This window comes from Aeromonas dhakensis, from assembly GCF_000820305.1.
GTDB lineage: Bacteria > Pseudomonadota > Gammaproteobacteria > Enterobacterales > Aeromonadaceae > Aeromonas > Aeromonas dhakensis.
Genome location: NZ_CDBH01000049.1, coordinates 63,094 through 87,204, shown reverse-complemented (window position 1 = coordinate 87,204; position 24,111 = coordinate 63,094). Strand labels below are relative to the sequence as shown.

Genomic DNA, 24,111 nt, shown 5'->3' with positions numbered 1-24,111 from the left:
GGATGTCCGTTAGCCAGTCCATAGGCATATCAACCACTTGGCGAGATTTCATCCATATTCAAGCGGTTCCGTGGTTCATCGTCAGCGCCCCATCGCCACGAATAAAACAAAGCCCCGCATGGCGGGGCTTTTGGGCTGCTGTTCCGGGTTGGAACGTCCGGGATTATTCGTCCAGGAAGCTGCGCAGCACTTCAGAGCGGCTCGGATGGCGCAGCTTGCGCAGCGCCTTGGCTTCGATCTGACGGATACGCTCACGGGTCACGTCGAACTGCTTGCCCACTTCCTCGAGGGTGTGGTCAGTGTTCATGTCGATACCGAAGCGCATCCGCAGCACCTTAGCCTCGCGGGCGGTCAGGCCGGCCAGCACTTCGCGGGTGGCGTTGCGCAGGCTCTCGCTGGTGGCCGCATCGGCCGGCAGAGCCAGGGTGGTATCTTCGATGAAGTCGCCCAAGTGGGAGTCTTCATCATCACCGATGGGCGTCTCCATGGAGATAGGCTCTTTGGCGATTTTCAGTACCTTGCGGATCTTGTCTTCCGGCATGCCCATGCGCATGGCCAGCTCTTCCGGGTTCGGTTCGCGACCCATCTCCTGCAGCATCTGACGGGAGATACGGTTGAGCTTGTTGATGGTCTCGATCATGTGCACCGGGATACGGATGGTACGGGCCTGATCCGCGATGGAGCGGGTAATGGCCTGACGGATCCACCAGGTGGCGTAGGTCGAGAACTTGTAGCCACGACGATATTCGAACTTGTCGACCGCCTTCATCAGACCGATGTTGCCTTCCTGGATCAGATCCAGGAACTGCAGACCGCGGTTGGTGTACTTCTTGGCGATGGAGATAACCAGACGCAGGTTGGCCTCGACCATCTCTTTCTTGGCGCGGCGGGCCTTGGCCTCACCGATGCTCATGCGACGGTTGATGTCCTTGATCTGGGCGATGGACAGACCGGTCTCTTCCTCGATCTGCTGCAGCTTGCCGATGGCGCGCAGCACGTCTTCGTCCATCTCCACCAGACGGGGAGACCAAGCCTTGCCGGCCTGCTTCTGGTATTCGAACCAGGCAGTTTCGCACTCGTTGTTGGTGAAGGCCGCGACGAAGGTCTTCTTCGGCATCTTGGCCTGCTCAACGCAGAGTTTCATGATGATGCGTTCCTGCACGCGGACCCGCTCCATCATCTCGCGCATGTTGTTGACCAGGCGATCGAACTGCTTGGGCATCAGGCGGAATTGACGGAACACGTCTGCCAGCTGGGCGATGGCATTCTGGGTATCTTCGTGCGCGCGGCCATTCTGCTGAATGGAGAGGCGGGTTACCTCGTACTGGGCGCGCAGCTCACCGAACTTCTCGCGAGCAACTTCCGGATCCGGACCACCATCGCCATCATCGTCGGAGTCATCACCATCACCATCTTCGTCTTCGTCTTCGTCTTCATCCTCGTCAGCCAGATCTTCCTCGCTGAGCTCGGAGCCGATGTGAGTGGCGGTCGGTGCGACGTCGTCGGTCTCGTTGGGATCGATGAAGCCGGAGATGATGTCGGACAGGCGCAGCTGTTCGGCTTCATACTTGTCATATTGTTCAAGCAGATAGGTAATCGCTTCCGGGTACTCGGCGACGGAGCTTTGTACCTGGTTGATACCGTCTTCGATCCGCTTGGCGATATCGATTTCGCCTTCGCGGGTCAGCAGTTCGACGGTACCCATTTCCCGCATGTACATGCGGACGGGATCGGTCGTGCGACCAATCTCGGATTCAACAGATGCCAGAGCCTGGGCCGCTGCTTCGGCAGCGTCCTCATCGGCGGTACCACCTTCAGCCATGATAAGATCATCGGCATCCGGGGCGTTCTCCACCACCTGGATACCCATGTCGTTGATCATCTGGATGATGTCTTCGATCTGGTCAGAGTCGACAATGTCTTGCGGGAGGTGATCGTTCACCTCGGCATAGGTCAGGTAGCCCTGTTCTTTACCTTTGGCAACGAGGAGTTTAAGCTGAGACTGCGGGGTTTGCTCCATAGAACTCATCCGGTTGGTGTTGCTAGGTTGCGCGTACAGTGCGCTGCTGCGCAAATAGCCAATTCTAATAGAAAACCGCCAGACATGCTATGTCTGGTTGCGGCGTCGGTCATGAGAAACCCCTGCCCGCAGTATTGTCGGGGCCAGGCGGTTATAAAATGTTTGCTTTTAATCCCGTCCATTCGGGCAACGGTATTCATATTGGGGTTAATCACTCAAATATCAAGCCCCACTCTCATTTCTTTTCTCAATCTGCACCTCTCTGATCAGCATCATCAGCTCCTGAGTTTCCTCAGAGCTTAGCCCTTCCTGCGCCACCTTGGCCTGCAATTCCTCGATGCGCTGCTTCAGGAACAGGTTGATGAAACCGACGAAAGTATCCTGCAATTCTCCCAGAATATCGGGTTCCTGGTCGAGCTTTACCTCTTCAAACAGATCGTGCATCGCCAGCTGGGCCAGGATCTCTCCCTCTTTGGTACCGCGCCAGTGTTCCAGCAGGATACCCGTTGTCACCCCGGGCTGAGTCAGGATCTGCTGATGCAGTTGCAGCAGGAACTGGATCCCCTGCAGACGCAGGCCAGCCAGCTCAGGCATGGCCGGCAGCTCGGCGGTGATCGCCGGATATTGCACCATCAATGCCAATGCCCGGCGCAGTGGTGTCAGCTTGGCCGCCTTGGGCTTGCTCACCTCGGCCTTCGGCTGACTGTTGCGGGCAAAAAGTTCGGCGATCCGCTGCTTGTTTTCGCCCCAGCGCATCATGCTGGAGAGCCGGGTGATCAACCCCTCGCGGGTAAAACCTTCCGGCACCCGGCGGATCAGATCCGCGGCCTTGTTGGCCACTTCGAACTTGCCGGCCTCACCGGAAAGAGCCGCATCGCGCCCGAGACGTTCGAACATGAAATCGGCAAACGGCTGAGCCTGGTCGAGCAGCGCTTCGAACCCCTCCTTGCCGATCTGGCGCACCAGGGAATCGGGATCCTCCCCATCCGGCAGAAACACGAACTTGAGTTCACGGCCATCCTGCAGATGGGACAGCGCGTTATCCAATGCCCGCCAGGCCGCCTCACGGCCGGCGTTATCGCCGTCGTAGCAGCAGACCACCTCGGCCGTGGTGCGAAACAGGGTATGGATATGGTCGCTGGTGGTCGCGGTTCCCAGCGCAGCCACCGCATAATCGATGTCGTACTGGCCAAGCGCCACCACATCCATATAGCCTTCCACCACCAGGATCCGGCGCGGATCCTTGTGTGCCTGTTTGACCTCATAAAGGCCGAACAACTCCCGCCCTTTGTGGAAGATGGGTGTTTCCGGCGAGTTCAGATACTTGGGCGTCCCCTCCCCCAGCACCCGGCCACCGAAACCGATGACCCGGCCACGCTTGTCACGGATCGGGAACATGATGCGATCTCGAAAGCGATCATAGCTGCCGGGCCCGCTGTCACGAGTGATCAGCATGCCGCCCGAGATGAGCAACTGCTCGTGCTCCCGGCTGGCGCCAAAGCGCCGACGCACCTGATCCCAATCGGCAGGGGCATACCCAATGTTGAATCGCTTGACCACTTCACCGGTCAGACCGCGCCCCTTCAGGTATTCCACCGCCTGCGGCGCGTTCTTGAGATTGCTCTCGTAGAAACGGGCAATCTGGTTCATCAGCTCGAACAGATCCTTGCTGACCGCTGGTTGGCTGCTGCTAGCCCCACCTGTTGTTTGCTCACGGGGGACCTGCATGCCGTGCAGGCTGGCAAGTTCTTCAATGGCATCGGGAAATTCGAGCCCGTCATACTCCATGACAAAGCCGATGGCATTGCCGTGAGCGCCGCAACCAAAGCAGTGATAGAACTGCTTCTCCTGACTGACGGTAAACGAGGGGCTTTTTTCGTTATGAAAAGGGCAGCAAGCCTGGTAGTTCTTACCGGCTTTCTTCAGTCGCACACGGGAGTCGATCAACTCGACAATGTCTGTGCGTACCAGCAGATCATCGATAAAGGATTGTGGGATCCTGCCTGCCATAACCGTCCTGTTTCATTGCGTAGAAAATAAAAAAGCCGCGCATTCCCAGGGAAGCACGGCTTCTTTGACCAAACAAGAGAGTTGCCTGTTACGCCAAGCGGGTTTTCACCTGCGCACTGACGGCGCCAACATCGGCACGCCCCTGAATTTTCGGCTTCAAGACAGCCATGACTTTGCCCATGTCAGCCATGACGGCAGCACCACTTTCAGCGATGGCTTGCTCAATCAGTGCGGCAATCTCGGCTGCGGTCAGCTGTTGCGGCAGGAATTCCTGCAGCACAACGATCTCGGCAGACTCTTTGTCGGCGAGATCCTGGCGACCGGCGGCCTCGAATTGACTGATGGAATCACGGCGCTGTTTGACCATCTTGGTCACCACAGCGAGGATATCCTGATCATCGAGCTCGACACGGGTGTCAACTTCACGCTGCTTGATTTCAGCCATCAACAGACGGATCGCGCCCAACCGCTGCTTGTCTTTGGCAAGCATGGCGAGCTTTTGCTGATCCTTGAGTTGATCCTTCAGAGACACGGCATGATCCCTTGATTAGTACAGGCGGATACGACGTGCGTTTTCGCGGGACAGCTTCTTGGCGTGACGCTTGACGGCGGACGCTTTGGCACGCTTGCGAATGGTAGTCGGCTTCTCGTAGAACTCACGGCTACGAACTTCGGACAGGATACCGGCTTTTTCGCAAGAACGCTTGAAGCGACGCAGAGCAACGTCAAACGGCTCATTTTCACGGACTTTGATTACTGGCATGTGCCTTTCACCTCAGTGATAAATTGTTAGCTGACCTTCAATCGATCAGCATGTCTTAAAATGGTGCGAAATTATACTCTGGACAGGGAATGAAAGTAAACCCGCAGAGATCGCTCTGGTTTAAAAAACCCGCGAAGGTTACCATAGCCGTCTCATTTTAGCAGTGAAATTTTTTAGCAATGCGTGTATTGGGCATAGAGACATCCTGTGACGAAACCGGGATCGCGATCTTCGACGATCAAAAAGGGATCCTTTCCCATCAGTTATACAGCCAGGTCAAGCTGCATGCGGACTACGGCGGCGTCGTTCCCGAGCTGGCCAGCCGGGACCATGTGCGCAAAACGATCCCCTTGATCCAGGCGGCGTTGCAAGAGGCCGGACTGGGCAAGGATGACATCGACGGCATCGCCTATACCGCGGGCCCGGGTCTGGTTGGCGCCATTCTGGTGGGGGCCACCATTGGCCGCTCACTGGCCATGGCATGGAACAAGCCGGCCATCGCCGTGCACCACATGGAAGGCCACCTGCTGGCGCCCATGCTGGAAGAGAAGGCCCCCGAGTTCCCCTTTGTGGCGCTCTTGGTCTCCGGCGGCCACTCCATGCTGGTCAGGGTCGATGGCATCGGCAGCTATCAGCTGCTCGGGGAATCCATCGACGATGCCGCCGGCGAGGCGTTCGACAAGACCGCCAAGTTGATGGGTCTGGACTATCCTGGTGGTCCGCTGCTCTCCCGCTTGGCTGAGAAAGGCCTCAAGGGCCGCTTCACCTTCCCGCGTCCCATGACCGACCGCCCTGGGCTCGACATGAGCTTCTCCGGCCTCAAGACCTTTGCCGCCAACACCATCTCCGCCAATGGCGACGACGAGCAGACCCGTGCCGACATCGCCCGGGCGTTTGAGGATGCGGTGGTCGATACGCTGGCCATCAAGTGTCGCCGCGCCCTGAAGGAGACCGGCCTCAATCGCCTGGTGGTCGCCGGCGGCGTCAGCGCCAACCGTCACCTGCGCGCCCAGCTGGCCGAGCTGATGGAGAGCCTCAAGGGGGAAGTCTTCTATCCGCGTACCGAATATTGCACCGACAATGGCGCCATGATCGCCTATGCCGGCATGCAGCGCCTGAAAGCGGGCGTGTTCGAGCCGCTGGCCGTGAAAGCCGTGCCGCGCTGGCCGCTGGATACTCTGGATCCGGTTTGATCCTGAGGATCCCGCCGACATGAAAAAGGGGCCTTGGGCCCCTTTTTGTTTTGCCTGGTAAGCATCTTCGCTCACTCGCTGCAATTAGTTGGTACGAAACAGCGCCTCGATGGAGAGCCCCTGCCCCAGCAGGATCTCCCGTAGACGGCGCAGCCCCTCCACCTGGATCTGGCGCACCCGCTCCCGGGTCAGGCCAATCTCGGCCCCCACGTCCTCCAGGGTCGCCGGCTCATAGCCGAGCAGACCGAAGCGACGGGCCAGCACCTCACGCTGCTTGGGATTCAGCTCTTCCAGCCAGTGCACTATGCTGGCGCGCATGTCGTCATCCTGGGACTCCAGCTCCGGGCCCATGCCGCGCTCATCAGAGAGCACATCCAGCAGCGCCTTGTCGCGATCGCCACCAATCGGGGTATCGACCGAGGTGATCTTCTCGTTGAGCTTGAGCATGCGGTTCACATCGTCCACCGAGCGATCGAGCGCCTGGGCAATGTCCTCGGCGGTCGGTTCATGATCGAGACGATGAGAGAGTTCGCGCGCGGTGCGCAGGTAAACGTTTAACTCCTTGACCACATGAATGGGCAGACGAATGGTACGGGTCTGGTTCATGATGGCCCGCTCTATGGTCTGGCGGATCCACCAGGTGGCATAGGTGGAGAAGCGGAAGCCGCGCTCCGGATCGAATTTTTCGACCGCGCGGATGAGACCGAGGTTGCCCTCTTCGATGAGATCCAGCAGCACCAGGCCGCGGTTGTTGTAACGACGGGCGATCTTGACCACCAGTCGCAGGTTGGACTCGATCATGCGCTTGCGGGCGGCTTTGTCGCCCCGCAAGGCACGGCGAGCATAATAGACTTCCTCTTCGGCCGTGAGCAGGGGGGAGAAACCAATCTCCCCGAGATAGAGCTGGGTGGCATCCATCACCTTGTTCAGTTCAGGTGCCATCAGCTCATCGGAAATCGTCTCTTCGGCCTCGGCCGCAACTTCCTGTATCTCTTCTTCTTCCTGACTCTCCAGCTCTTCGTCGAACTCTAACTCTGCATCCTGCATTACCAGTTGTTCTTGGCTCATGGCGTGTCTCCCTGACCTGCACCAGAGTAAGACTTAACTCTCTGGGTCTAACGCTTTGGCAAATGGCTCATCGGGTTGATCGACTTGCCTCTGTACCGGATTTCAAAGTGCAATCGCACATCCGGCGCGTCCGTGCTACCCATGTTGGCAATGACAGATCCGCCCTGCACCGAATCCCCTTCCTTGACCCGCAGCTCATCGTTGTGAGCGTAGGCTGAAAGGTAGTCATCATCGTGCTTGAGGATGATCAGCTTGCCATAACCCCTTAGTGCGCTACCCGCATAGACGACCTTGCCGCCGCTCGCCGCGTAGATGGGTTGCCCCTTCTGGCCAGCGATATCTATGCCCTTGTTCCCCTGTTCTGCAACAGAGAAACCCTCGACGATCCGGCCTTTGGTCGGCCAGTGCCAAGAAAGTCTCGACTGAGGCTTATTGTCGTTTTTTTGTTCTTTTGCCTGAGCGTATTCTTTTGAAGATGGCTGAGCAACGGTTTTTTGTTTGATGAACGGAGTGGTCGTACCTGACGTTGCCGGCGCCAGGGGTTTGGGACCACTGCTCTGGCTGACCACCGGAGCGGTCACCGGCGAGGTCGCCGCCACCATCTGGCCACTGCTCGCCCCGGAGGACTGCACGTTCAGCACCTGCCCCACCTGAAGGGCAAAGGGGGCTCTCAGATTGTTGTTCTGGGCCAGGGTCTGATTCGACATGCCGAACTGGCGGCCAATGCTGCTCAGGGTATCACCGGGTCGAACCTGATAGGTGCCCGCGCTGCGTGCCACCGCCATGGTACTGCCGGAGGCGTCGAGCCGGATCTGCTGACCCGGATAGATGTTGTAGGGAGGGCTGATGCCATTGAGGCTGGCCAGCGAGGGCACGTCATTGCCCGAGTTGAAGGCGATGGAGTAGAGCGTATCCCCTTTCTTCACCGTGTAGCTGTTGCCCTGAATGGTGGGCTGGGCCGCCATCTGGCGCGCCGGAATGGTGGAAACGAGACCGTCATTGCCCAGTCCCTGGACGGGGGCGGCGGTCTTGCTGGAAGCGCAAGCAAGCAACAGCCATGACAACACGACGACACTGCTTCCTTGCCAAATACGCGAACGCATAGTGGATCCTCAACGACTAAACCAGAAATAGGCCACAACGGCCAAACCAATACAGAGCCCACCCAGCACATCCACATAGTGCATCAGCTTGCGCTCCATCTTTTCGCCACCCCAGCGCATCAGACCCGCCACCAGGAAAAAGCGCATGCCACGCCCGATCAGCGAGGTCACGATGAATGGCAGCAGTGCCATTTGCAGCAGACCGGCCGTCACGGTAAACACCTTGTAGGGGATCGGCGTGAAGCTGGCAATAAAAATCACCCAGATACCCCACTGCTGGAACCACTGTTCGGCCACGGCAATCTTGTCCTCATAGCCGACCGACGCAACCAGCGGCTGGACTACCGGCTCCCACAGGGCATAGCCGAGCAGGTAACCCACCAGGGCACCCAGTACCGAAAACAGGGTGGCCAGCGCGGCATAGTGCCAGGCCCGCCGGGGTTTGCCGAGCGCCATGGGGGCCAGCATCACATCCACCGGGATGGGCCAGAACACCGACTCGATGAAGGCGGTGATCGCCAGATACCAGGGGGCATACTTGTGGCGCGCCCACTGCATAACCAGCACATAGAGGCGGGAAAACAACTTCACTCGACATCTCCGTCAATCAGGGGAACAAAACGGACCGGCTCCAGGATCCGGCTGGTGAGCTGGGAGCCCGACCGCTCGATCAGTTGCAGGGTCTGCTGGCTATCCCCCACCGGCAACACCAGCCGGCCACCGTCGGCCAGCTGATCGGTGAGGGCCGTCGGCACCTCGCTGGCGGCTGCCGTGACCAGAATGGCGTCAAACGGTCCTTTATTGGGCCAGCCCAGCCAGCCATTGCCGTGCTTGGCGGAGACATTGTGCAGGTCGAGCTGGCGCAGCCGGCGCCGGGCCTGAAACTGCAGCGACTTGATCCGCTCCACCGTGTAGACGTGCTCCACCAGATGAGCCAGCACCGCCGTCTGATAACCCGATCCTGTGCCAATCTCCAGCACGTGGGCCGGATTGTTCTGGATCAGCAGTTCGGTCATGCGCGCCACCATGTAGGGCTGCGAGATGGTCTGGCCGTGACCGATGGGCAGGGCCGTATTGTCCCAGGCCTTGTGGGCCATGGCTTCATCCACGAACAGCTGGCGCGGCACCTTGGCAATCGCCGCGAGTACGCGGAAATCGCGAATGTCCTGCGCGATCAGCTGGTTTAACAGGCGCTGTACTATCACACCTTCATCCCTGCAGGTCCAACCAAGCCCCCAGCCCCGCCAGACTGCTGTAGGCAGTCATATCGATGGTCAGGGGGGTGATCGAGACGTAACCCTGCTCGATGGCGGCGAAATCCGTGCCTTCTCCCGCATCTTGCTGGCTGCCGGGGGGGCCGATCCAGTAGATGGGCTGGCCGCGGGGATCCTCGGTGCAGATCACCGACTCCGCCCGGTGGCGGTTGCCAAGGCGCGTCACCCTGATCCCCTTGATCTGATCGAGGGGCAGGTCGGGCACATTGACGTTGAGGATCTGATCGGCAGGCAGCGGGTGCACCATCATGCCTTTCACCAGCAGGGCCGCGTAGTGGGCCGCCGTGGCGAAATGGGTCTTGCCTACCAGCGAGATGGCCAGCGAGGGAAAGCCGAGGTGGCGCCCCTCGGTCGCGGCCGCCACCGTGCCCGAGTAGATGACGTCATCCCCCAGGTTGGCACCGTGGTTGATGCCGGCCACCACCATGTCGGGTTCCGGGCGCACCAGCTCGTTGACGGCCAGGTGCACGCAATCGGTCGGCGTTCCCTTCACCGCATGATATCCGGTTTCGGCGATGCGGGTGACCCGCAGCGGCACTTCCAGCGTCAGGGAGTGACTCGCCCCGCTGCGATTGCGATCCGGCGCCACCACGATGACCTCGCCGCAGGCGGCCAGCGCCTCGCTGAGGGCACGGATACCCTCGGCATGCACACCGTCGTCATTACTGACCAGAATTCTCATCGGACTGATTCCTGAAACCATGATCGGCCTCTTCGGCCTGCATTAACTCGCGCACCACGCTGGTGGCAAACGCCCCGGCCGGCAGGAAGAACGACAGGGTCAGCACAGCCCCCTCCAGCTGCCAGCTCATGGCCTGCGGCTTGAGCAGCAAGGGGCGGCGATCCTGATCCAGCCCCGCCTTCTCCAGCCCCTCGCACCACTCGTGATAAGGCGCCAGCACTGCCTGCTCGAACTCGGCGGCGGCGCCCTGGCTGGCAGAGCGACCACGCCCCCACTGGGGCGCGGTGAGCTGCACGTCGCCGGAGGCGAGACGCGCCTCCAGCTCGGGCGTCACGCTCTCTTCGCTGAAGATGGAGTGGCTGCCTTTGAGCATCACGCAGTCGCCAGCCAGCAGCTGATGGGCCAGCCCCTGCTCGATGCGGGCGCTGACGATAGCGTTGAACAGCATGCTGCGGGCGGCGGAGAGGTAGAGGGAGCGCTTGTTGCGATCCTTGATCCGCTTGCCGGCGAACATCGCCTTGGCGGCCTCCAGATTGTTGCCACCGCGGCCGAAACGCTGCTCGCCGTAGTAGTTGGGCACGCCCTGATCGGCGATGGCCTGCAGGCGGGACTCCAGCCCGTCGGCCTGCTCCAGCGCGGTGAGGCGCAGGGTGAAGTGGTTGCCCTTGAGATAGCCGACCCGCAGCTTCTTGTTGTGGCGTTTCACTTGCAGGATCCGGATGCTGTCGCTCTCGATGACCGAGAGGTCCGGTTCTGCCTTGCCCGGCAGGTGGATACCGAACCACTGTTCGGTCACCGCGTGGCGATCTTTCAGCCCGGCCCAGGTCACCGCATTGCGGGCAACCCCGGCCGCATCGGCCAGCAGGCCCGCCACCCAGGCGGTGTTCTCGCCGGTTTTGCGCACCTGGACGAAGATGTGCTCACCCTCGCCGCAGGGTTCAAACCCGAGATCTTCATTGACCACGAAGTCGGCGGCTTGCGCCTTGAGGATGCCGCGGGCAGTGGGCGCCCCGTGCAGGTAGGCCAGTTGTTCGAGCATTATTGTTTCACCAGTAAGACGACGGCTTCGGTGGCGATCCCTTCCTTGCGCCCCGTGAATCCAAGCTGTTCGGTGGTCGTCGCCTTGACGTTCACCCGGTTCAAATCACATTGCAGGTCGGCGGCCAGCACGGCGCACATGGCGTCGATGTGGGGCGCCATCTTGGGCGCCTGGGCGATGATGGTCACATCCAGATTGCCAATGGCATAACCCGCCTTCTGCACCCGGGCAAACACGTCCCGCAGCAGGATGCGGCTGTCGATGCCCTTGAATGCGGCCGCGGTATCGGGGAAATGGCGGCCGATGTCGCCGGCGCCGATGGCCCCCAGCAGGGCATCGCTCACCGCATGCAGCACCACATCACCATCGGAGTGAGCCAGCAGGCCCTGTTCATACGGCACCGCCACCCCGCCCAGCATGCAGGGGCCAACCCCGCCAAACTTGTGTACATCAAAACCATGTCCAATCCGGATCATGCCAGCTCCTCTGTGGGTGAATCGGGTCGCGCCGGCCGGCGCGCGTCCTGTTGCTGCAAATAGAGCCCCGCCAGGGAGAGATCCTCCGGCCGGGTCACCTTGATGTTGTCGGCCCGCCCTTCCACCATTCGCACCGGGAAACCGGCCCGCTCCATGGCGGAGGCCTCATCCGTAATGGTGGCACCCAGTGCCAGCCCCTCCTCCAGTGCCCGCTTGAGGGGGCCGGTGGGGAACATCTGCGGGGTCAGGGCGTGCCAGAGCTCCTCGCGCTCGACGGTGGCGAGGATGTTGCCGGCGGCGTCGGAGCGCTTCATGGTGTCGCGCACCCGGCTGCCGAGGATGGCTCCGCCACAGGCCATGGCGGTGGCGATGAGCCGATCGAGATCGCCGTGGGTCAGGCAGGGGCGGGCGGCGTCATGCACCAGCACCCACTCCCCTTGCGCCACGTGCAGCGCATTGAGCACGGAGAAGGCGCGCTCGGCGCCCCCCTCGACCCGCAGGATCCGCTCATCCTGCGCCACCGGGAGGGTGTCAAACCAGCGATCATGGGGAGCCAGCGCCACTATGACCTGACTGATAGCCGGGTGGGAGAGCAGCCGGGTCAGGGTGTGCTCCAGAATGGCCATGCCCGCCAGCTGCAGATACTGTTTCGGGCGCTCTGCCCCCATCCGGCTGCCGATGCCGGCGGCCGGCACGATGGCGGTCAGTCCGCTGTGATGATCAGTCATCGTAGGCTGCGTCTCCGGAGCTGGAGCCCTTGTCTTTGTCCTTGGGAATGATGCGGTAGAAGGTCTCGCCCTGCTTGATGTAGCCAAGATCGTTGCGCGACAACTCCTCGATAGCCTCCAGGCCCGAGGTCAGGTCATCAATCTCGCGATAAATCAGGTTGTTGCGATCCTTGAGTACCAGATTGTCCTGCTGCTGCCGGGTGATGGCATCGGACAGCTCACGATAGTCAGACAGGCCATTCTTCCCCAGCCAGAGGTCGTATTGAAGCCCTCCCAACAGGAAGAGCAGGATAAGAGTGAGTAGCCGCATGCACTGAGTCTCCTTCAAGCGGCCTAGTTTCCCATATTCGCAGGCAAGACAAAAGAAAGCCTGTGTCCCGGATGGGTTCGGTCGGAACAAAAAATGCAGAATCCGGGGATGGGGGTGACACAGACGAAAAAGCCCCGCCGGATGGCGGGGCTTTGTGAAGCAGGAGAACAGGCGATGATTAAGCCTGGTTTTTCACTTCTTTCAGACCGCGGAACGGAGCCTTGGCACCCAGGGCTTCTTCGATGCGGATCAGCTGGTTGTACTTGGCAACACGGTCAGAACGGCTCATGGAACCGGTCTTGATCTGGCCAGCAGCGGTACCAACAGCTAGGTCGGCGATGGTCGCGTCTTCGGTCTCACCGGAGCGGTGGGAGATGACGGCAGTGTAGCCAGCGTCTTTGGCCATCTTGATGGCAGCCAGAGTTTCGGTCAGGGAACCGATCTGGTTGAACTTGATCAGGATGGAGTTGGCGATGCCGTTGTCGATACCGCGCTTCAGGATCTTGGTGTTGGTTACGAACAGGTCGTCACCCACGATCTGGATTTTCTTGCCCAGTTTCTGGGTCTGGTAGGCGAAGCCTTCCCAGTCAGATTCGTCCAGGCCGTCTTCGATGGAGACGATCGGGAACTTGGCAGTCAGCTCTTCCAGGAAGTCGGAGAAACCGTTGGAGGTGAAGACACGGCCTTCGCCTTTCAGGTTGTACTCTTTCTTCTCTGCGTCGTAGAACTCGGAAGCAGCGCAGTCCATGGCCAGGGTCACGTCGGTGCCCAGCTTGTAACCGGCAGCAGCAACGGCTTCGGCGATCACTTCCAGCGCTTCGGCGTTGGATTTCAGGTTCGGAGCGAAACCACCTTCGTCACCAACTGCAGTGTTGTAGCCCTTGGACTTCAGCACTTTGGCCAGGTTGTGGAACACTTCGGCGCCCATGCGAACGGCTTCTTTCAGGGTCTTGGCGCCAACCGGCTGGATCATGAACTCCTGGATGTCGACGTTGTTGTCGGCGTGCTCACCACCGTTGATGATGTTCATCATCGGCAGCGGCATGGAGTAGACACCCGGGGTGCCGTTCAGCTCGGCGATGTGGGCGTACAGCGGCATGCCTTTGGCAGCAGCGGCAGCTTTGGCGTTGGCCAGGGAAACAGCCAGGATGGCGTTGGCGCCGAACTTGGATTTGTTCTCGGTACCGTCGAGGTCGATCATGATCTGGTCGACAGTGGCCTGGTCCTTGGCATCTTTACCCAGCAGCGCTTGAGCGATCGGGCCGTTGACGGCTTCGAGGGCTTTCAGCACGCCTTTACCCAGGAAACGGCTCTTGTCGCCGTCACGCAGTTCCAGCGCTTCGCGGGAACCGGTGGACGCGCCAGACGGAGCGGCTGCCATACCAACAAAACCACCTTCCAGGTGAACTTCGGCCTCAACGGTCGGGTTACCACGGGAGTCGATGATTTCACGACCGATCACTTTAACGATCTTGGACATGTGTATTTCCTCAGGTTTCGTAAAAAAACAACAAAAATATGCCAAAAAAAGCGGCTGTGGCACAGGGCCCCAACCGCATTTATTTTCAATTACTTCAGATTACGCTTCTGATACTCGCCCGCCGCCTTCACAAAACCGGCGAACAGGGCGTGGCCATCACGAGGAGTCGAGGTGAACTCCGGGTGGAACTGCGCGGCCACGAACCAGGGGTGATCCGGGATCTCGATGATTTCCACCAACTTCTTGTCGGCGGAGAGACCGGTCACTTTCAGACCCGCTGCTTCGATCTGCGGCAGCAGCTTGTTGTTCACTTCATAACGGTGACGGTGGCGCTCGTAGATGGTCGGGCTGCCGTACATCTGACGCACCTTGGAATCTTCCACCAGGTGGCAGAGCTGGGAACCCAGACGCATGGTGCCGCCCAGATCGGACTTCTCGGTCCGGGTCTCGACGTTGCCTTCGTCATCCACCCACTCGGTAATGAGACCCACTACCGGGTAGGCGCAATCTTTCTTGAATTCGGAGGAGTGAGCCCCGGCCATGCCGGCCACGTTGCGGGCAAACTCGATCATGGCAACCTGCATGCCGAGACAGATGCCGAGATACGGGATCTTGTTCTCGCGGGCATACTGGGCCGCCAGGATCTTGCCTTCCACGCCGCGCTCGCCGAAGCCACCCGGTACCAGGATCGCGTCCAGACCTTCCAGCAGCTCGGCGCCACGGGTCTCGATGTCCTGGGAATCGATGTACTTGATGTTGACGGAGAGACGGGTCTTCAGACCGCCGTGCTTGAGCGCCTCGTTGACGGACTTGTAGGCATCCGGTAGGGAGACGTACTTGCCTACCATGCCGATGGTCACTTCTGCAGTCGGGTTGGCCTCTTCATAGATGACCTGTTCCCACTCGGCCAGATCGGCCTCCTTGCACTCGATGCCGAAGCGCTCGGTGATGTAGGAGTCCAGGTTCTGGGATTTCAGCAGCGCCGGGATCTTGTAGATGGAGTCGACGTCCTTCATGGAGATGACGGCACGCTCCGGCACGTTGCAGAACAGGGCGATCTTGGCACGTTCATTGGCCGGAATGGCGCGGTCGGAACGGCAGATCAGCACGTCCGGCTGGATACCGATGGAGAGCAGCTCCTTCACGGAGTGCTGGGTCGGCTTGGTCTTCACTTCGCCGGCGGCGGCCAGATAAGGCACCAGGGTCAGGTGCATGAACATGGCGTTGTTGCGACCCACTTCGGCAGCCAGCTGACGAATGGCTTCGAGGAACGGCAGGGACTCGATATCGCCCACGGTACCGCCCACTTCGACGATGGCAACCTGATGGCCTTCGGCACCGGCAATCACCCGCTCTTTAATGGCGTTGGTGATGTGCGGGATCACCTGAATGGTGGCGCCCAGATAGTCGCCGCGGCGCTCTTTGCGCAGCACGTCGGCATAGATGCGACCGGTGGTGAAGTTGTTGCGGCGGGTCATCTTGGTGCGGATGAAACGCTCGTAGTGGCCCAAGTCCAGATCGGTCTCGGCCCCGTCCTCGGTTACGAACACTTCACCGTGCTGGGTCGGGCTCATGGTGCCCGGATCCACGTTGATATAGGGGTCCAGTTTCATGATGGTCACATCCAGACCACGGGCTTCCAGAATGGCTGCCAGAGAAGCTGCGGCAATGCCTTTGCCGAGGGATGAAACAACGCCACCAGTTACAAAAATATATTTTGTCGTCATGCTGAACCTGAAAGAAGTTTAGGGAATTTTAAGGGGTGCTTCGGGGATGAAGCAGGACGGGGAAACAGTATACCAAAACCCCCTCTCCCAAACAATGAACAAAAATCTATCAGGCTCCCGGCGCCCCCATCTTGCGCCAAATCAACTTTGTTCGGTTTCCTTGGCCTTGACCCAGGCGGCATCCAGCTTCTCGAGGCTGCAGTCGGTCATTTTCAGCCCTTCCGCGGCGATAAACTGTTCAACCTGACGAAAGCGGCGTTCGAACTTGGCGTTGGCGCCCCGCAGCACCTGCTCCGGATCCTTGCCCAGATGACGCACCAGATTGACGGTGGCAAACAGCAGATCGCCGAGTTCGTCACTCACCCGCTCTTCATCCACGTCGGCCATCAGTGCCTCTTCCATCACCTCGTCGATCTCCTCGTGGATCTTGTCCACCACCGGGCCCAGGGTCTTCCAGTCAAAACCGACGGTGGCGCAGCGCTTCTGGATCTTGGCGGCGCGGGTCAGGGCCGGCAGCGAGAGGGGGATGTCGTCAAGCACGCTCTCTTTGTCGAGCGCCGCCCGCTCCTTGGCCTTTTCCGCCTCCCAGTTCACCTTCACCGCCTGCTCGTCGCCGAGGTCGGCATCGGAGAAGACATGGGGGTGGCGACGAATGAGCTTCTCGCTCACCGTGTCGACGATGTCGGCAAAGTCGAACAGCCCCTGCTCCTTGCCAAGCTGGGCATAGAACACCACCTGGAACAGCAGATCCCCCAGCTCCCCTTTCAGCCCCTGCCAATCTTCGGTCTCGATGGCGTCGGCTACCTCGTAGGCCTCCTCCAGGGTGTGCGGCACTATGGTCTGGAAGCTCTGCTTGAGATCCCAGGGGCAGCCCCCGTTCGGGTCGCGCAGTTTGGCCATGATGGCGAGCAGTTGGGGCAGGTCGTAACGTTGGGACATGGGATATTCGCTTTTCTTGATGCTACCGGGAGAAAACAGTGACCGACCTGGCGGTCGGTCACGAGTGCAGTGTTGCGTACGATCAGAGGCGCTTGGCGCTGATCACGTCATTGAGCTGGCTGAGCTTGGCCAACGCCCGGTTGAAGGCGTTGATGTTGTAAATTTCCAGCTCCATGTCGATCTCGGCGGTCTGCTCGCGCACGTTGGAGCGTGAGCGCACCCCCATCACGTTGATCTTCTCGTTGGCGAGCACTGTGGTGATGTCGCGCAGCAGGCCGGATCTGTCGTTGGAGAGGATGCGGATGGTGAGACCGTAACCGCCGGAGTAGTTCTCCCCCCATACCGCGTCGATCAACCGCTCCGGGTTGCGGCGCGACAGCTCTTTGAGCTGCTCGCAATCCTCCCGGTGGATGGAGACACCGCGGCCCATGGTGATGAAGCCCTGGATGGCATCCCCGGGGATCGGCTGGCAGCAGCGGGCGATGTGGGTCATCAGGTTGCCGACCCCTTCCACCACGATGTGATCCTTGGGCTTGTGGCGGAACGGCGCATTGGCCTTCTGCTCCAGCTTCTCCAGCAGGCGGCGATCTTCCTCCTCCGCCGTCGGCTTGTTGTAGCAGGTGTCCAGGTAGTTGATCACCTGGTTGATGCGGATGTCGCCGCTGCCGATGCCGGCCAGCAGATCGTCGGTGCTCTCCAGATTGAAGCGGCGCAGCATGTTGCCCTTGTCGATCTTGGCCATGCTGAGGTTGTGGCGATCCAGCTCCTTGTCGAACAACTCGCGCCCGGCGACGATGTTCTTGTCCCGATCCAGCTTTCTGAACCAGGTGGCCACCTTGGCCCGCGCCCGGCTGGAGCGCAGGAAACCGGAGTTGGGGTTCATCCAGTCGCGGCTCGGGTTCGGCTCCTTCTGGGTGATCACCTCCACCTGATCGCCGGTCTGCAGCGCATAGGTGAACGGCACTATGCGGCCGTCGATCTTGGCGCCGATGCAGCGGTGGCCGATCATGCTGTGGACGTGATAGGCAAAGTCGAGGGGCGTGGCCCCCGCCGGCAGGTCGATGACATCCCCTTTCGGAGTGAAGACGTAGACCCTGTCCTCGAACACCTGACTGCGCAGATCCTCGAGCAGGGAGCCACTCTCGGAGAGATCCTCCTGCCAGGCGAGCAGCTTGCGCAGCCACTCGATCTTGTCTTCGAAATTGTTGGCCTTGCCACCGGCCTGAGCCCCTTCCTTGTAGCGCCAGTGAGCCGCCACACCGAGCTCGGCATCCTGGTGCATCTGGTCGGTACGGATCTGGATCTCCACCGTCTTGCCCTCGGGCCCCACCACCACGGTATGGATGGACTGGTAGCCGTTGGGTTTGGGGTTGGCGACATAGTCGTCAAACTCGCGGGGAATGTGGTGGAAGTGGGTGTGAACGATGCCGAGCGCCGCATAGCAATCCTGCAGCCGCTTGGTCACCACCCGCACCGCACGCACGTCGAATAGCTCGTTGAACTCGAGGTGCTTCTTCTGCATCTTGCGCCAGATGCTGTAGATGTGTTTCGGCCGGCCGTAGACCTCGGCCTCGACCCCCGCCTCTTTCAGGGCATCACGCAGGGACTGCACGAACTCGCGAATGTAGCGCTCCCGATCGAGGCGCTTCTCGTCGAGCTGTTTGGCGATCTGCTTGTAGGTATCCGGGTGCAGATAGCGGAAGGCGAGATCCTCAAGCTCCCACTTGAGCTGACCGATGCCTAGCCGGTTGGCCAGCGGGGCGTAGATGTTGGTGATCTCCTGGGCCATCAGCACCCGGGTCTCTTCATCCGCCTTCTTCGCCTCCCGCAGACAGGCGATCCGCTCCGCCAGCTTGATCACCACGGCGCGCACATCCTCGACCATGGCGAGCAGCATGCGCCGCACGTTGTCGACCTGCTCCGGCGAGGTTTCACTGCGGTGGAGGGTCTGCAGGGAGCGGATGGCCTCCATCTCCAGCACCCCTTCCACCAGCTTGGCGATCTTGGGACCGAAGTCCTCGTCCATCCGCTCCTGGCTGATGAGACCGGCTTCGACGAAGGGGTAGATGATGGCGGCCTTGAGGGTGCCGAGATCCATGCTGAGCATCAGCAGGATGCCCACCATCTCGACCCCGCGCACCAGCAGCCGGTTGGTGAGCGCTTCGTCACCGAGCGTCAGACAGTACTGGTAGACGGTTCGCAGCTGATCCTTGTCACTGTCACTCAGGGTGAGCGAGCTGACCCACTCCTCCAGGGTGAAGTTGTCTTTCAAATGAATATCGCGAACCGCAACCATGGTATCAATCCTTTAAATTATTGGGCCGAAGGCTGTCGCCCTCTCCCCTCATGAGATTGCCTCAAATGGGGATCTGCGGAGAATTTTTCAAGGCATATTGTCAAGAAAAACAATAGAGTTCTCCGCCAGGCCCTGCCGATTTACAAGGGTCTAGATTACCCCAATCATGCCTGCCCAGACAGCGTTATGGACGCTACCATCGTCAGCTGACGGCTGCCCTTTCATGGCACCGCCACCACGTCCGTTTTGCCCATCACCGTCCGTCTATTTGCGCTCGAACAGCGCCATGGACTCCAGGTGACCGGTGTGCGGGAACATGTCGAGCATGCCGAGGCGCACCAACCGGTAGCCCCCTTTCACCAGCACCTGGCTGTCGCGCGCCAGGGTGACCGGATTACAGGAAACGTAGACCACCCGTCTGGGTGAAAGTTTCACGACGTGCTCCATCACCTCGAACGCACCGGGACGGGCCGGATCCAGCAGCACCAGATCGAACCCTTCCCGCGCCCAGGACATGCCGGCGATGTCGCCGCTCAAGTCCGCCTTGTAGAAACGTGCGTTCTCGATGCCGTTGCGACGGGCGTTCTCTTCGGCACGGGCCACCATGGCCAGCGCCCCTTCCACCCCCACCACTTCGCGGGCCTGACGGGCCAGCGGCAGGGTGAAGTTGCCAATACCGCAGAAGAGATCGAGCACCTTGTCATCCTTGCCCACCTCGAGCCAGTTAAGTGCCTGCTCCACCATGCGCTGGTTGACCGGGCCGTTGACCTGGATGAAGTCACCGGGAGCGAATGCAAGAGACAGGCCATCAAGCGAGTAGGAGGGCGCAAATTGCTGGTGCAGCGGCTCAATCTGCTCGTCGGCCGCCTGCAGATAGAGGTCGATCCCCTGCGCCTCGGCGAACTCGATCAACTGCGCCCGATCCGCCTCGGTCGGCCGGCCGGTATGGCGCAGCAGCATCAGGATCCCCTGCTCGGCCTGGATCAGCTCCGCATGGCCCAGCTCACGCTGGCTCCTGAGGCGGTTGAGGCATTCGCGCAGCGGGGCGATCAGTGCGGAGAGCTGTTCAGCCAGCACCGGACAGCCACTGATCTCCACCAGATCGTTCGACTGGCGACGACGAAAGCCCACCCGGGTGCAGCGGCCGTTCTTGTCGAACTTGATGGCCAGCCGGCAGACCCGGCGATAGGCGCGGGACTCCCCGCCCAGCACGGGCTCGAGCGCCGGAGGCTGGATGTTGCCGAGCCGCTCGAACAGGCTGACCAGGCCGGCCTCCTTGGCGGCGCGCTGATCCGCCTCAGCCAGATGCTGGGCGCTGCAGCCGCCGCACTCGCGGTAGTGGCTGCAGAAGGGGGCGATGCGATTGGCCGCCGGGGTCACCACCTGTTGCAGGGCGGCGTGGGCATACTGCTTCTTGTCTTCGAGGATGCGGGCCTTGACCTGCTCACCGGGCAGCGCCCCTTCGATGAAGATCGCCTTGCCCTGGTGGCGGCCGATCCCGACGCAGTGGTGATCCAGGCTGTCTACCGTAAATTCAATACGTTGGGGCTGGGCGGATTTCTTTTGGGGCTTGAAAAACTGGGCCATAAAACTTGGTGCCTATAGGTGGCTATGTCATGATTGTGGAATCTGCAGCAGGCTATTGTCCCACAAGAATAATAGTATGACCAAATACGGCCTGTGGGCCCGCACCCGCTCGTTTACGCCATTGCCAACCCTGCTCTTCGGGGGATCATCCGCATGACCAAATATGGCCTTCGGGCGCGTGTGCTGGCCTTTACCATCTTGCCGACCCTGATCATCGGCGGCCTGATGGCCGGCTATTTCACCTTCCACCGCTATCAGCAGCTGGAAAACAACCTGATCGATCAGGGCATCAACATCATAGAGCCGCTGGCCATCGCCAGTGAATACGGGATGACCCAGCACAGCCGCGAATCGCTCAAGCGGCTGATCGGCCTCACCCACCGCAAGAACTCGCCGCTCATCAAGTCCATCGCCGTCTTCACCCAGGACAACCAGCTGTTCGTGACGTCCAACTACCACAGGGACTTCACCCGGCTGCGGCTGCCGGACGGCAGCCAGATCCCCGAGCTCACCAGCGTCACCCTCTATGGCGACGACATCATCTTGCGCACCCCGATCCAGGCCGAGACCAGCATGGACGGCTTCCCGCTGCCAAGCGACGTGGAGCCGCCGATGATCGGCTACATCTCCATGCAGATGACCACCGATCGGGCCATGATCCTGCAGTACCGCGACACCTTCTTCGCGGTGATCATGGTGCTCATCGGCATCGCCTTCAGCACCCTGTTCGGCTTTCGGCTGGTCAAGAGCGTGACCCAGCCCATCACCGACATGGTGCAGGCGGTGCACAAGATCAGGGAGGGGCGGCTCGACACCCGGGTCAGCGGTCAGCTCACCGGCGAGCTGGACATGCTGAAAAACGGCATCAACGCCATGGCCAAGGCGCTCTCGGAATACCACGAGGAGATGCAGCAGAACATCGATCAGGCCACCTCCGACTTGCGCGAGACGCTGGAGCAGATAGAGATCCAGAACGTCGAGCTCGACATGGCCAAGAAGCGGGCGCAGGAGGCGGCGCGGGTCAAGTCGGAGTTCCTCGCCAACATGTCCCACGAGCTGCGCACCCCGCTCAACGGGGTCATCGGCTTTACCCGCCAGCTGCTCAAGACCAGCCTGACCCCGAGCCAGACCGACTACATGCAGACCATCGAGAAGTCGGCCCGCAACCTGCTCGGCATCATCAACGACATCCTCGATTTTTCCAAGCTGGAGGCGGGCAAGCTGCAGCTGGAGCACATCCCCTTCAGCCTGCGCGACACCCTCAACGAGACCATGCACCTGCTCGGCCCCAGCGCCCACGACAAGCAGCTGGAGCTCTCCCTGCAGGTGGATGCCGAGGTGCCGGACTACCTCACCGGCGACCCCATGCGCCTGCAACAGGTGCTGACCAACCTCACCGGCAACGCCATCAAGTTTACCGAGCGCGGCAACGTGGACGTGCGCATCGAGCAGACCGGCAGCCTCAGCGGCAACAAGGTGCGGCTCAACGTGCTGATCCGCGACACCGGCATCGGCATCTCGGAAGAGCAGCAGCGCCAGCTGTTCCAGGCCTTCAACCAGGCCGACTCCTCCATCTCCCGCCGTTATGGCGGCACCGGCCTGGGCCTCGTCATCACCCAGAAGCTGGTGCAGCAGATGGGGGGCCAGATCCGATTCGAATCGGAACTCGGCAAGGGCTCTGTCTTCTCCTTCAGCCTGGATCTGGAGGTCTCCCCCCTGCCCCAGACCGACCGGTTGCCGCTGGATCGCATCCAGGGCAAGCGGGTCTGGCTGCTGGAACCGGATCCCTTCAGCCACTCCGCCATCTGCGCGCTGCTGGCGGAGTGGCAACTGCAGGTGCACTCCCTGACCGGCGACGACCCCTGGCCCGAGATGAACAGCCAGGACATGGTGATCATCGGCAGCGGCACCCAGCACAGCCCGCAGCAGGTGGTGGCGCGCCTCGACGGGCTGGATGGCCAGCAGAACACCATAGTGCTGCTCAGCAGCCACGAGCCTTCGCTCTACGAAGCCATGCTGGCCCACGGCGCCCAGCACTGTCTCTCCAAACCCATCAACCATCGCAAGCTGCTGCACGCCCTGCTCTCCCCCGAGGCGGCGCGCAGCGCCCCGCTGCCAGAGCCCTCCCCGCGCAGCGTGCAGGAGATCAAGGTGCTGGCGGTGGACGACAACGCCGCCAACCTCAAGCTCATCGCCGCCATGCTCAAGGAGATGGTGAGTCAGGTGGTGGTGTGCAAGAACGGCAAGGAGGCGGTCAGACTGGCCCAGAGCCAGCCGTTCGACATCATCTTCATGGATATCCAGATGCCGATCATGGACGGCATCAGCGCCACCCAAGCTATTCGCAGCCAGTCCCTCAACACCGAGACGCCCATAGTCGCGGTCACCGCCCACGCCATTCCCGGCAAGCGGGAGCGGCTGATCCGCCAGGGCATGGACGACTATCTGGCCAAGCCCATCGACGAGGCCATGCTGGCCAAGCTCATCACCGACTTCGCCCATCGTCGCCACCAGAATCACGCCAGCCAGCAGATCGACTGGTCGCTGGCGGTGCGCCAGGCGGCGGGCAAGCTGGATCTCGCCAAGGAGATGCTGACCATGCTGATGACCAGTTTCGACGAGGTGGATCCTGTGCTGGAGGCGGCGCTCGCCGGCCAGGTGGAGGACAGCGAGGTGCTGGCCCAGCTCCACCGCCTCAACGGCGGCTGCGCCTACTCGGGGGTGCCTCGTCTGCAGCGGCTGCTCTCCCAGCTGGAGCAGCAGCTGCGGGACGGGGTGGCGGTGGCCGAACTCGAGCCCGAGTTGCTGGAGCTGCAGGATGCGATGGAGCAGGTGCGCCAGGAGGCTCCCCGCTACCTCGCCTGACCCGGCGGCCCGCTTTTTCTGACGCGGGCCCCGCCAGATGGTAAAGTTGCGCCGTTTCCACAGGAGTCGACATGACCAACAACGATATTTTGCGCCGCCTGCGCTACGCCCTCAGCATCAGCAACGACCAGATGGTCGACATGTTCGCCAAGGGCAACCTGACCGTCACCCACGCCCAGCTGCACGGCTGGCTGATGAAAGAGGCAGAAGAGGGTGAGGTGCAGGAGGCTGGCTTTGCCGCCTGCCCGGATTCGGCCCTGAGCCAGTTCCTCGACGGCCTGATCCTGGTGCGCCGCGGCGCACGGGAAGATGCACCGCCCCAGGTGATCCCGAACCGGATCAACAACAACATGATCCTGCGCAAACTGCGCATCGGCCTCAACTTCAAGGAAGAGGAGATGCTCGCCACCCTCAAGCTGGCGAACTTCAACCTCTCCAAGTCCGAGCTGAGCGCCCTGTTCCGCTCACGGGACCACAAGCACTATCAGGATTGCGGGGATCAGATCCTGCGCAACTTCCTCATCGGCCTCACCGCCAAGTATCGCGGCTGA

At 60.9% G+C, this 24,111-nt stretch carries 21 protein-coding genes; 3 read left to right on the top strand and 18 right to left on the bottom strand.

What is annotated here, in order from left to right; translation table 11 throughout:
* Positions 1 to 163: 163 nt before the first annotated feature.
* The 4 genes from rpoD to rpsU all read right to left on the bottom strand — a co-directional run bounded on the left by rpoD (position 164) and on the right by rpsU (position 4,793).
* The gene (gene rpoD / locus BN1143_RS14830) at positions 164 to 2,059 is read right to left on the bottom strand and encodes an RNA polymerase sigma factor RpoD (protein ID WP_264082799.1); all 1,896 of its coding nucleotides are present in this window, start codon (positions 2,057 to 2,059) and stop codon (positions 164 to 166) included.
* A gap of 183 nt (positions 2,060 to 2,242) precedes the next feature.
* Entirely contained in the window at positions 2,243 to 4,030 is a 1,788-nt protein-coding gene (dnaG, locus tag BN1143_RS14825; RefSeq protein WP_042051163.1) for a DNA primase, read from the bottom strand.
* An 88-nt stretch (positions 4,031 to 4,118) separates the two neighbouring features.
* Positions 4,119 to 4,562: a GatB/YqeY domain-containing protein gene (locus tag BN1143_RS14820; RefSeq protein ID WP_017764737.1), complete on the bottom strand. Its 444-nt coding sequence runs from the start codon at positions 4,560 to 4,562 to the stop codon at positions 4,119 to 4,121.
* 15 nt (positions 4,563 to 4,577) lie between these two features.
* Positions 4,578 to 4,793 (bottom strand): 30S ribosomal protein S21, encoded by a 216-nt coding sequence (gene rpsU, locus BN1143_RS22045; protein ID WP_005309452.1) that lies wholly within the window; start codon positions 4,791 to 4,793, stop codon positions 4,578 to 4,580.
* A 179-nt stretch (positions 4,794 to 4,972) separates the two neighbouring features.
* Here rpsU and tsaD point away from each other — a divergent pair, with 179 nt between their 5' ends.
* Positions 4,973 to 5,986 (top strand): tRNA (adenosine(37)-N6)-threonylcarbamoyltransferase complex transferase subunit TsaD, encoded by a 1,014-nt coding sequence (tsaD, locus tag BN1143_RS14815; protein ID WP_042051161.1) that lies wholly within the window; start codon positions 4,973 to 4,975, stop codon positions 5,984 to 5,986.
* An 84-nt stretch (positions 5,987 to 6,070) separates the two neighbouring features.
* Here the strand turns inward: tsaD and rpoS are convergent, their stop codons facing one another.
* The 14 genes from rpoS to rlmD form a co-directional block, all read right to left on the bottom strand.
* Positions 6,071 to 7,054 carry an RNA polymerase sigma factor RpoS gene (rpoS, locus tag BN1143_RS14810; protein ID WP_005309444.1) on the bottom strand — a complete coding sequence of 328 codons (984 nt, stop codon included), beginning with the start codon at positions 7,052 to 7,054 and terminating at the stop codon, positions 6,071 to 6,073.
* 47 nt (positions 7,055 to 7,101) lie between these two features.
* Positions 7,102 to 8,157, bottom strand: a complete 1,056-nt coding sequence (locus BN1143_RS14805) for a peptidoglycan DD-metalloendopeptidase family protein (protein WP_025202185.1) — start codon at positions 8,155 to 8,157, stop codon at positions 7,102 to 7,104.
* 9 nt (positions 8,158 to 8,166) lie between these two features.
* The gene (locus BN1143_RS14800) at positions 8,167 to 8,748 is read right to left on the bottom strand and encodes a YqaA family protein (protein WP_042051159.1); all 582 of its coding nucleotides are present in this window, start codon (positions 8,746 to 8,748) and stop codon (positions 8,167 to 8,169) included.
* Positions 8,745 to 9,362, bottom strand: coding sequence for a protein-L-isoaspartate(D-aspartate) O-methyltransferase (locus BN1143_RS14795; protein WP_005309437.1), 618 nt, complete (start codon positions 9,360 to 9,362; stop codon positions 8,745 to 8,747). The genes BN1143_RS14800 and BN1143_RS14795 overlap by 4 nt, the downstream gene beginning before the upstream one ends.
* 4 nt (positions 9,363 to 9,366) lie before the next feature.
* The gene (gene surE, locus BN1143_RS14790; protein WP_005309435.1) at positions 9,367 to 10,113 is read right to left on the bottom strand and encodes a 5'/3'-nucleotidase SurE; all 747 of its coding nucleotides are present in this window, start codon (positions 10,111 to 10,113) and stop codon (positions 9,367 to 9,369) included.
* Positions 10,094 to 11,152, bottom strand: a complete 1,059-nt coding sequence (gene truD / locus BN1143_RS14785; protein WP_005309433.1) for a tRNA pseudouridine(13) synthase TruD — start codon at positions 11,150 to 11,152, stop codon at positions 10,094 to 10,096. Before truD ends, surE begins: the two co-directional genes overlap by 20 nt.
* Positions 11,152 to 11,628 carry a 2-C-methyl-D-erythritol 2,4-cyclodiphosphate synthase gene (gene ispF / locus BN1143_RS14780; RefSeq protein ID WP_017783454.1) on the bottom strand — a complete coding sequence of 159 codons (477 nt, stop codon included), beginning with the start codon at positions 11,626 to 11,628 and terminating at the stop codon, positions 11,152 to 11,154. The genes truD and ispF overlap by 1 nt, the downstream gene beginning before the upstream one ends.
* A complete protein-coding gene (gene ispD / locus BN1143_RS14775) occupies positions 11,625 to 12,356 on the bottom strand; it encodes a 2-C-methyl-D-erythritol 4-phosphate cytidylyltransferase (protein ID WP_042051155.1) in 732 nt (243 codons plus the stop codon). Before ispD ends, ispF begins: the two co-directional genes overlap by 4 nt.
* Positions 12,349 to 12,666 (bottom strand): cell division protein FtsB, encoded by a 318-nt coding sequence (ftsB, locus tag BN1143_RS14770; RefSeq protein ID WP_005309428.1) that lies wholly within the window; start codon positions 12,664 to 12,666, stop codon positions 12,349 to 12,351. The genes ispD and ftsB overlap by 8 nt, the downstream gene beginning before the upstream one ends.
* Positions 12,667 to 12,844: 178 nt before the next feature.
* Positions 12,845 to 14,146 carry a phosphopyruvate hydratase gene (gene eno, locus BN1143_RS14765; RefSeq protein WP_005309426.1) on the bottom strand — a complete coding sequence of 434 codons (1,302 nt, stop codon included), beginning with the start codon at positions 14,144 to 14,146 and terminating at the stop codon, positions 12,845 to 12,847.
* Between the two features lie 89 nt (positions 14,147 to 14,235).
* On the bottom strand, positions 14,236 to 15,873 hold the full coding sequence (gene pyrG, locus BN1143_RS14760; RefSeq protein ID WP_005309423.1) for a glutamine hydrolyzing CTP synthase: 1,638 nt from the start codon (positions 15,871 to 15,873) through the stop codon (positions 14,236 to 14,238).
* A gap of 141 nt (positions 15,874 to 16,014) precedes the next feature.
* On the bottom strand, positions 16,015 to 16,812 hold the full coding sequence (mazG, locus tag BN1143_RS14755; RefSeq protein ID WP_042051154.1) for a nucleoside triphosphate pyrophosphohydrolase: 798 nt from the start codon (positions 16,810 to 16,812) through the stop codon (positions 16,015 to 16,017).
* A gap of 82 nt (positions 16,813 to 16,894) precedes the next feature.
* Positions 16,895 to 19,108, bottom strand: a complete 2,214-nt coding sequence (relA, locus tag BN1143_RS14750) for a GTP diphosphokinase (RefSeq protein WP_005309420.1) — start codon at positions 19,106 to 19,108, stop codon at positions 16,895 to 16,897.
* Between the two features lie 264 nt (positions 19,109 to 19,372).
* The gene (gene rlmD, locus BN1143_RS14745) at positions 19,373 to 20,695 is read right to left on the bottom strand and encodes a 23S rRNA (uracil(1939)-C(5))-methyltransferase RlmD (RefSeq protein WP_042051152.1); all 1,323 of its coding nucleotides are present in this window, start codon (positions 20,693 to 20,695) and stop codon (positions 19,373 to 19,375) included.
* Between the two features lie 153 nt (positions 20,696 to 20,848).
* Between rlmD and barA the strand changes: the two genes are divergently transcribed.
* A complete protein-coding gene (gene barA, locus BN1143_RS14740; protein WP_042051150.1) occupies positions 20,849 to 23,560 on the top strand; it encodes a two-component sensor histidine kinase BarA in 2,712 nt (903 codons plus the stop codon).
* 71 nt (positions 23,561 to 23,631) lie between these two features.
* Positions 23,632 to 24,111: a YehS family protein gene (locus BN1143_RS14735; protein WP_005309414.1), complete on the top strand. Its 480-nt coding sequence runs from the start codon at positions 23,632 to 23,634 to the stop codon at positions 24,109 to 24,111.

Excerpts from the sequence above, each read along its gene's own strand:
- truD (WP_005309433.1), bottom strand. The coding sequence starts at position 11,152 with ATGCTCGAACAACTGGCCTACCTGCACGGGGCGCCCACTGCCCGCGGC.
- ftsB (WP_005309428.1), bottom strand. The coding sequence starts at position 12,666 with ATGCGGCTACTCACTCTTATCCTGCTCTTCCTGTTGGGAGGGCTTCAA.
- rpsU (WP_005309452.1), bottom strand. The coding sequence starts at position 4,793 with ATGCCAGTAATCAAAGTCCGTGAAAATGAGCCGTTTGACGTTGCTCTG.
- eno (WP_005309426.1), bottom strand. The coding sequence starts at position 14,146 with ATGTCCAAGATCGTTAAAGTGATCGGTCGTGAAATCATCGACTCCCGT.
- tsaD (WP_042051161.1), top strand. The coding sequence starts at position 4,973 with ATGCGTGTATTGGGCATAGAGACATCCTGTGACGAAACCGGGATCGCG.
- ispD (WP_042051155.1), bottom strand. The coding sequence starts at position 12,356 with ATGACTGATCATCACAGCGGACTGACCGCCATCGTGCCGGCCGCCGGC.
- dnaG (WP_042051163.1), bottom strand. The coding sequence starts at position 4,030 with ATGGCAGGCAGGATCCCACAATCCTTTATCGATGATCTGCTGGTACGC.
- relA (WP_005309420.1), bottom strand. The coding sequence starts at position 19,108 with ATGGTTGCGGTTCGCGATATTCATTTGAAAGACAACTTCACCCTGGAG.
- ispF (WP_017783454.1), bottom strand. The coding sequence starts at position 11,628 with ATGATCCGGATTGGACATGGTTTTGATGTACACAAGTTTGGCGGGGTT.
- BN1143_RS14805 (WP_025202185.1), bottom strand. The coding sequence starts at position 8,157 with ATGCGTTCGCGTATTTGGCAAGGAAGCAGTGTCGTCGTGTTGTCATGG.
- pyrG (WP_005309423.1), bottom strand. The coding sequence starts at position 15,873 with ATGACGACAAAATATATTTTTGTAACTGGTGGCGTTGTTTCATCCCTC.
- rpoS (WP_005309444.1), bottom strand. The coding sequence starts at position 7,054 with ATGAGCCAAGAACAACTGGTAATGCAGGATGCAGAGTTAGAGTTCGAC.
- barA (WP_042051150.1), top strand. The coding sequence starts at position 20,849 with ATGACCAAATATGGCCTTCGGGCGCGTGTGCTGGCCTTTACCATCTTG.
- BN1143_RS14735 (WP_005309414.1), top strand. The coding sequence starts at position 23,632 with ATGACCAACAACGATATTTTGCGCCGCCTGCGCTACGCCCTCAGCATC.
- surE (WP_005309435.1), bottom strand. The coding sequence starts at position 10,113 with ATGAGAATTCTGGTCAGTAATGACGACGGTGTGCATGCCGAGGGTATC.
- mazG (WP_042051154.1), bottom strand. The coding sequence starts at position 16,812 with ATGTCCCAACGTTACGACCTGCCCCAACTGCTCGCCATCATGGCCAAA.
- rlmD (WP_042051152.1), bottom strand. The coding sequence starts at position 20,695 with ATGGCCCAGTTTTTCAAGCCCCAAAAGAAATCCGCCCAGCCCCAACGT.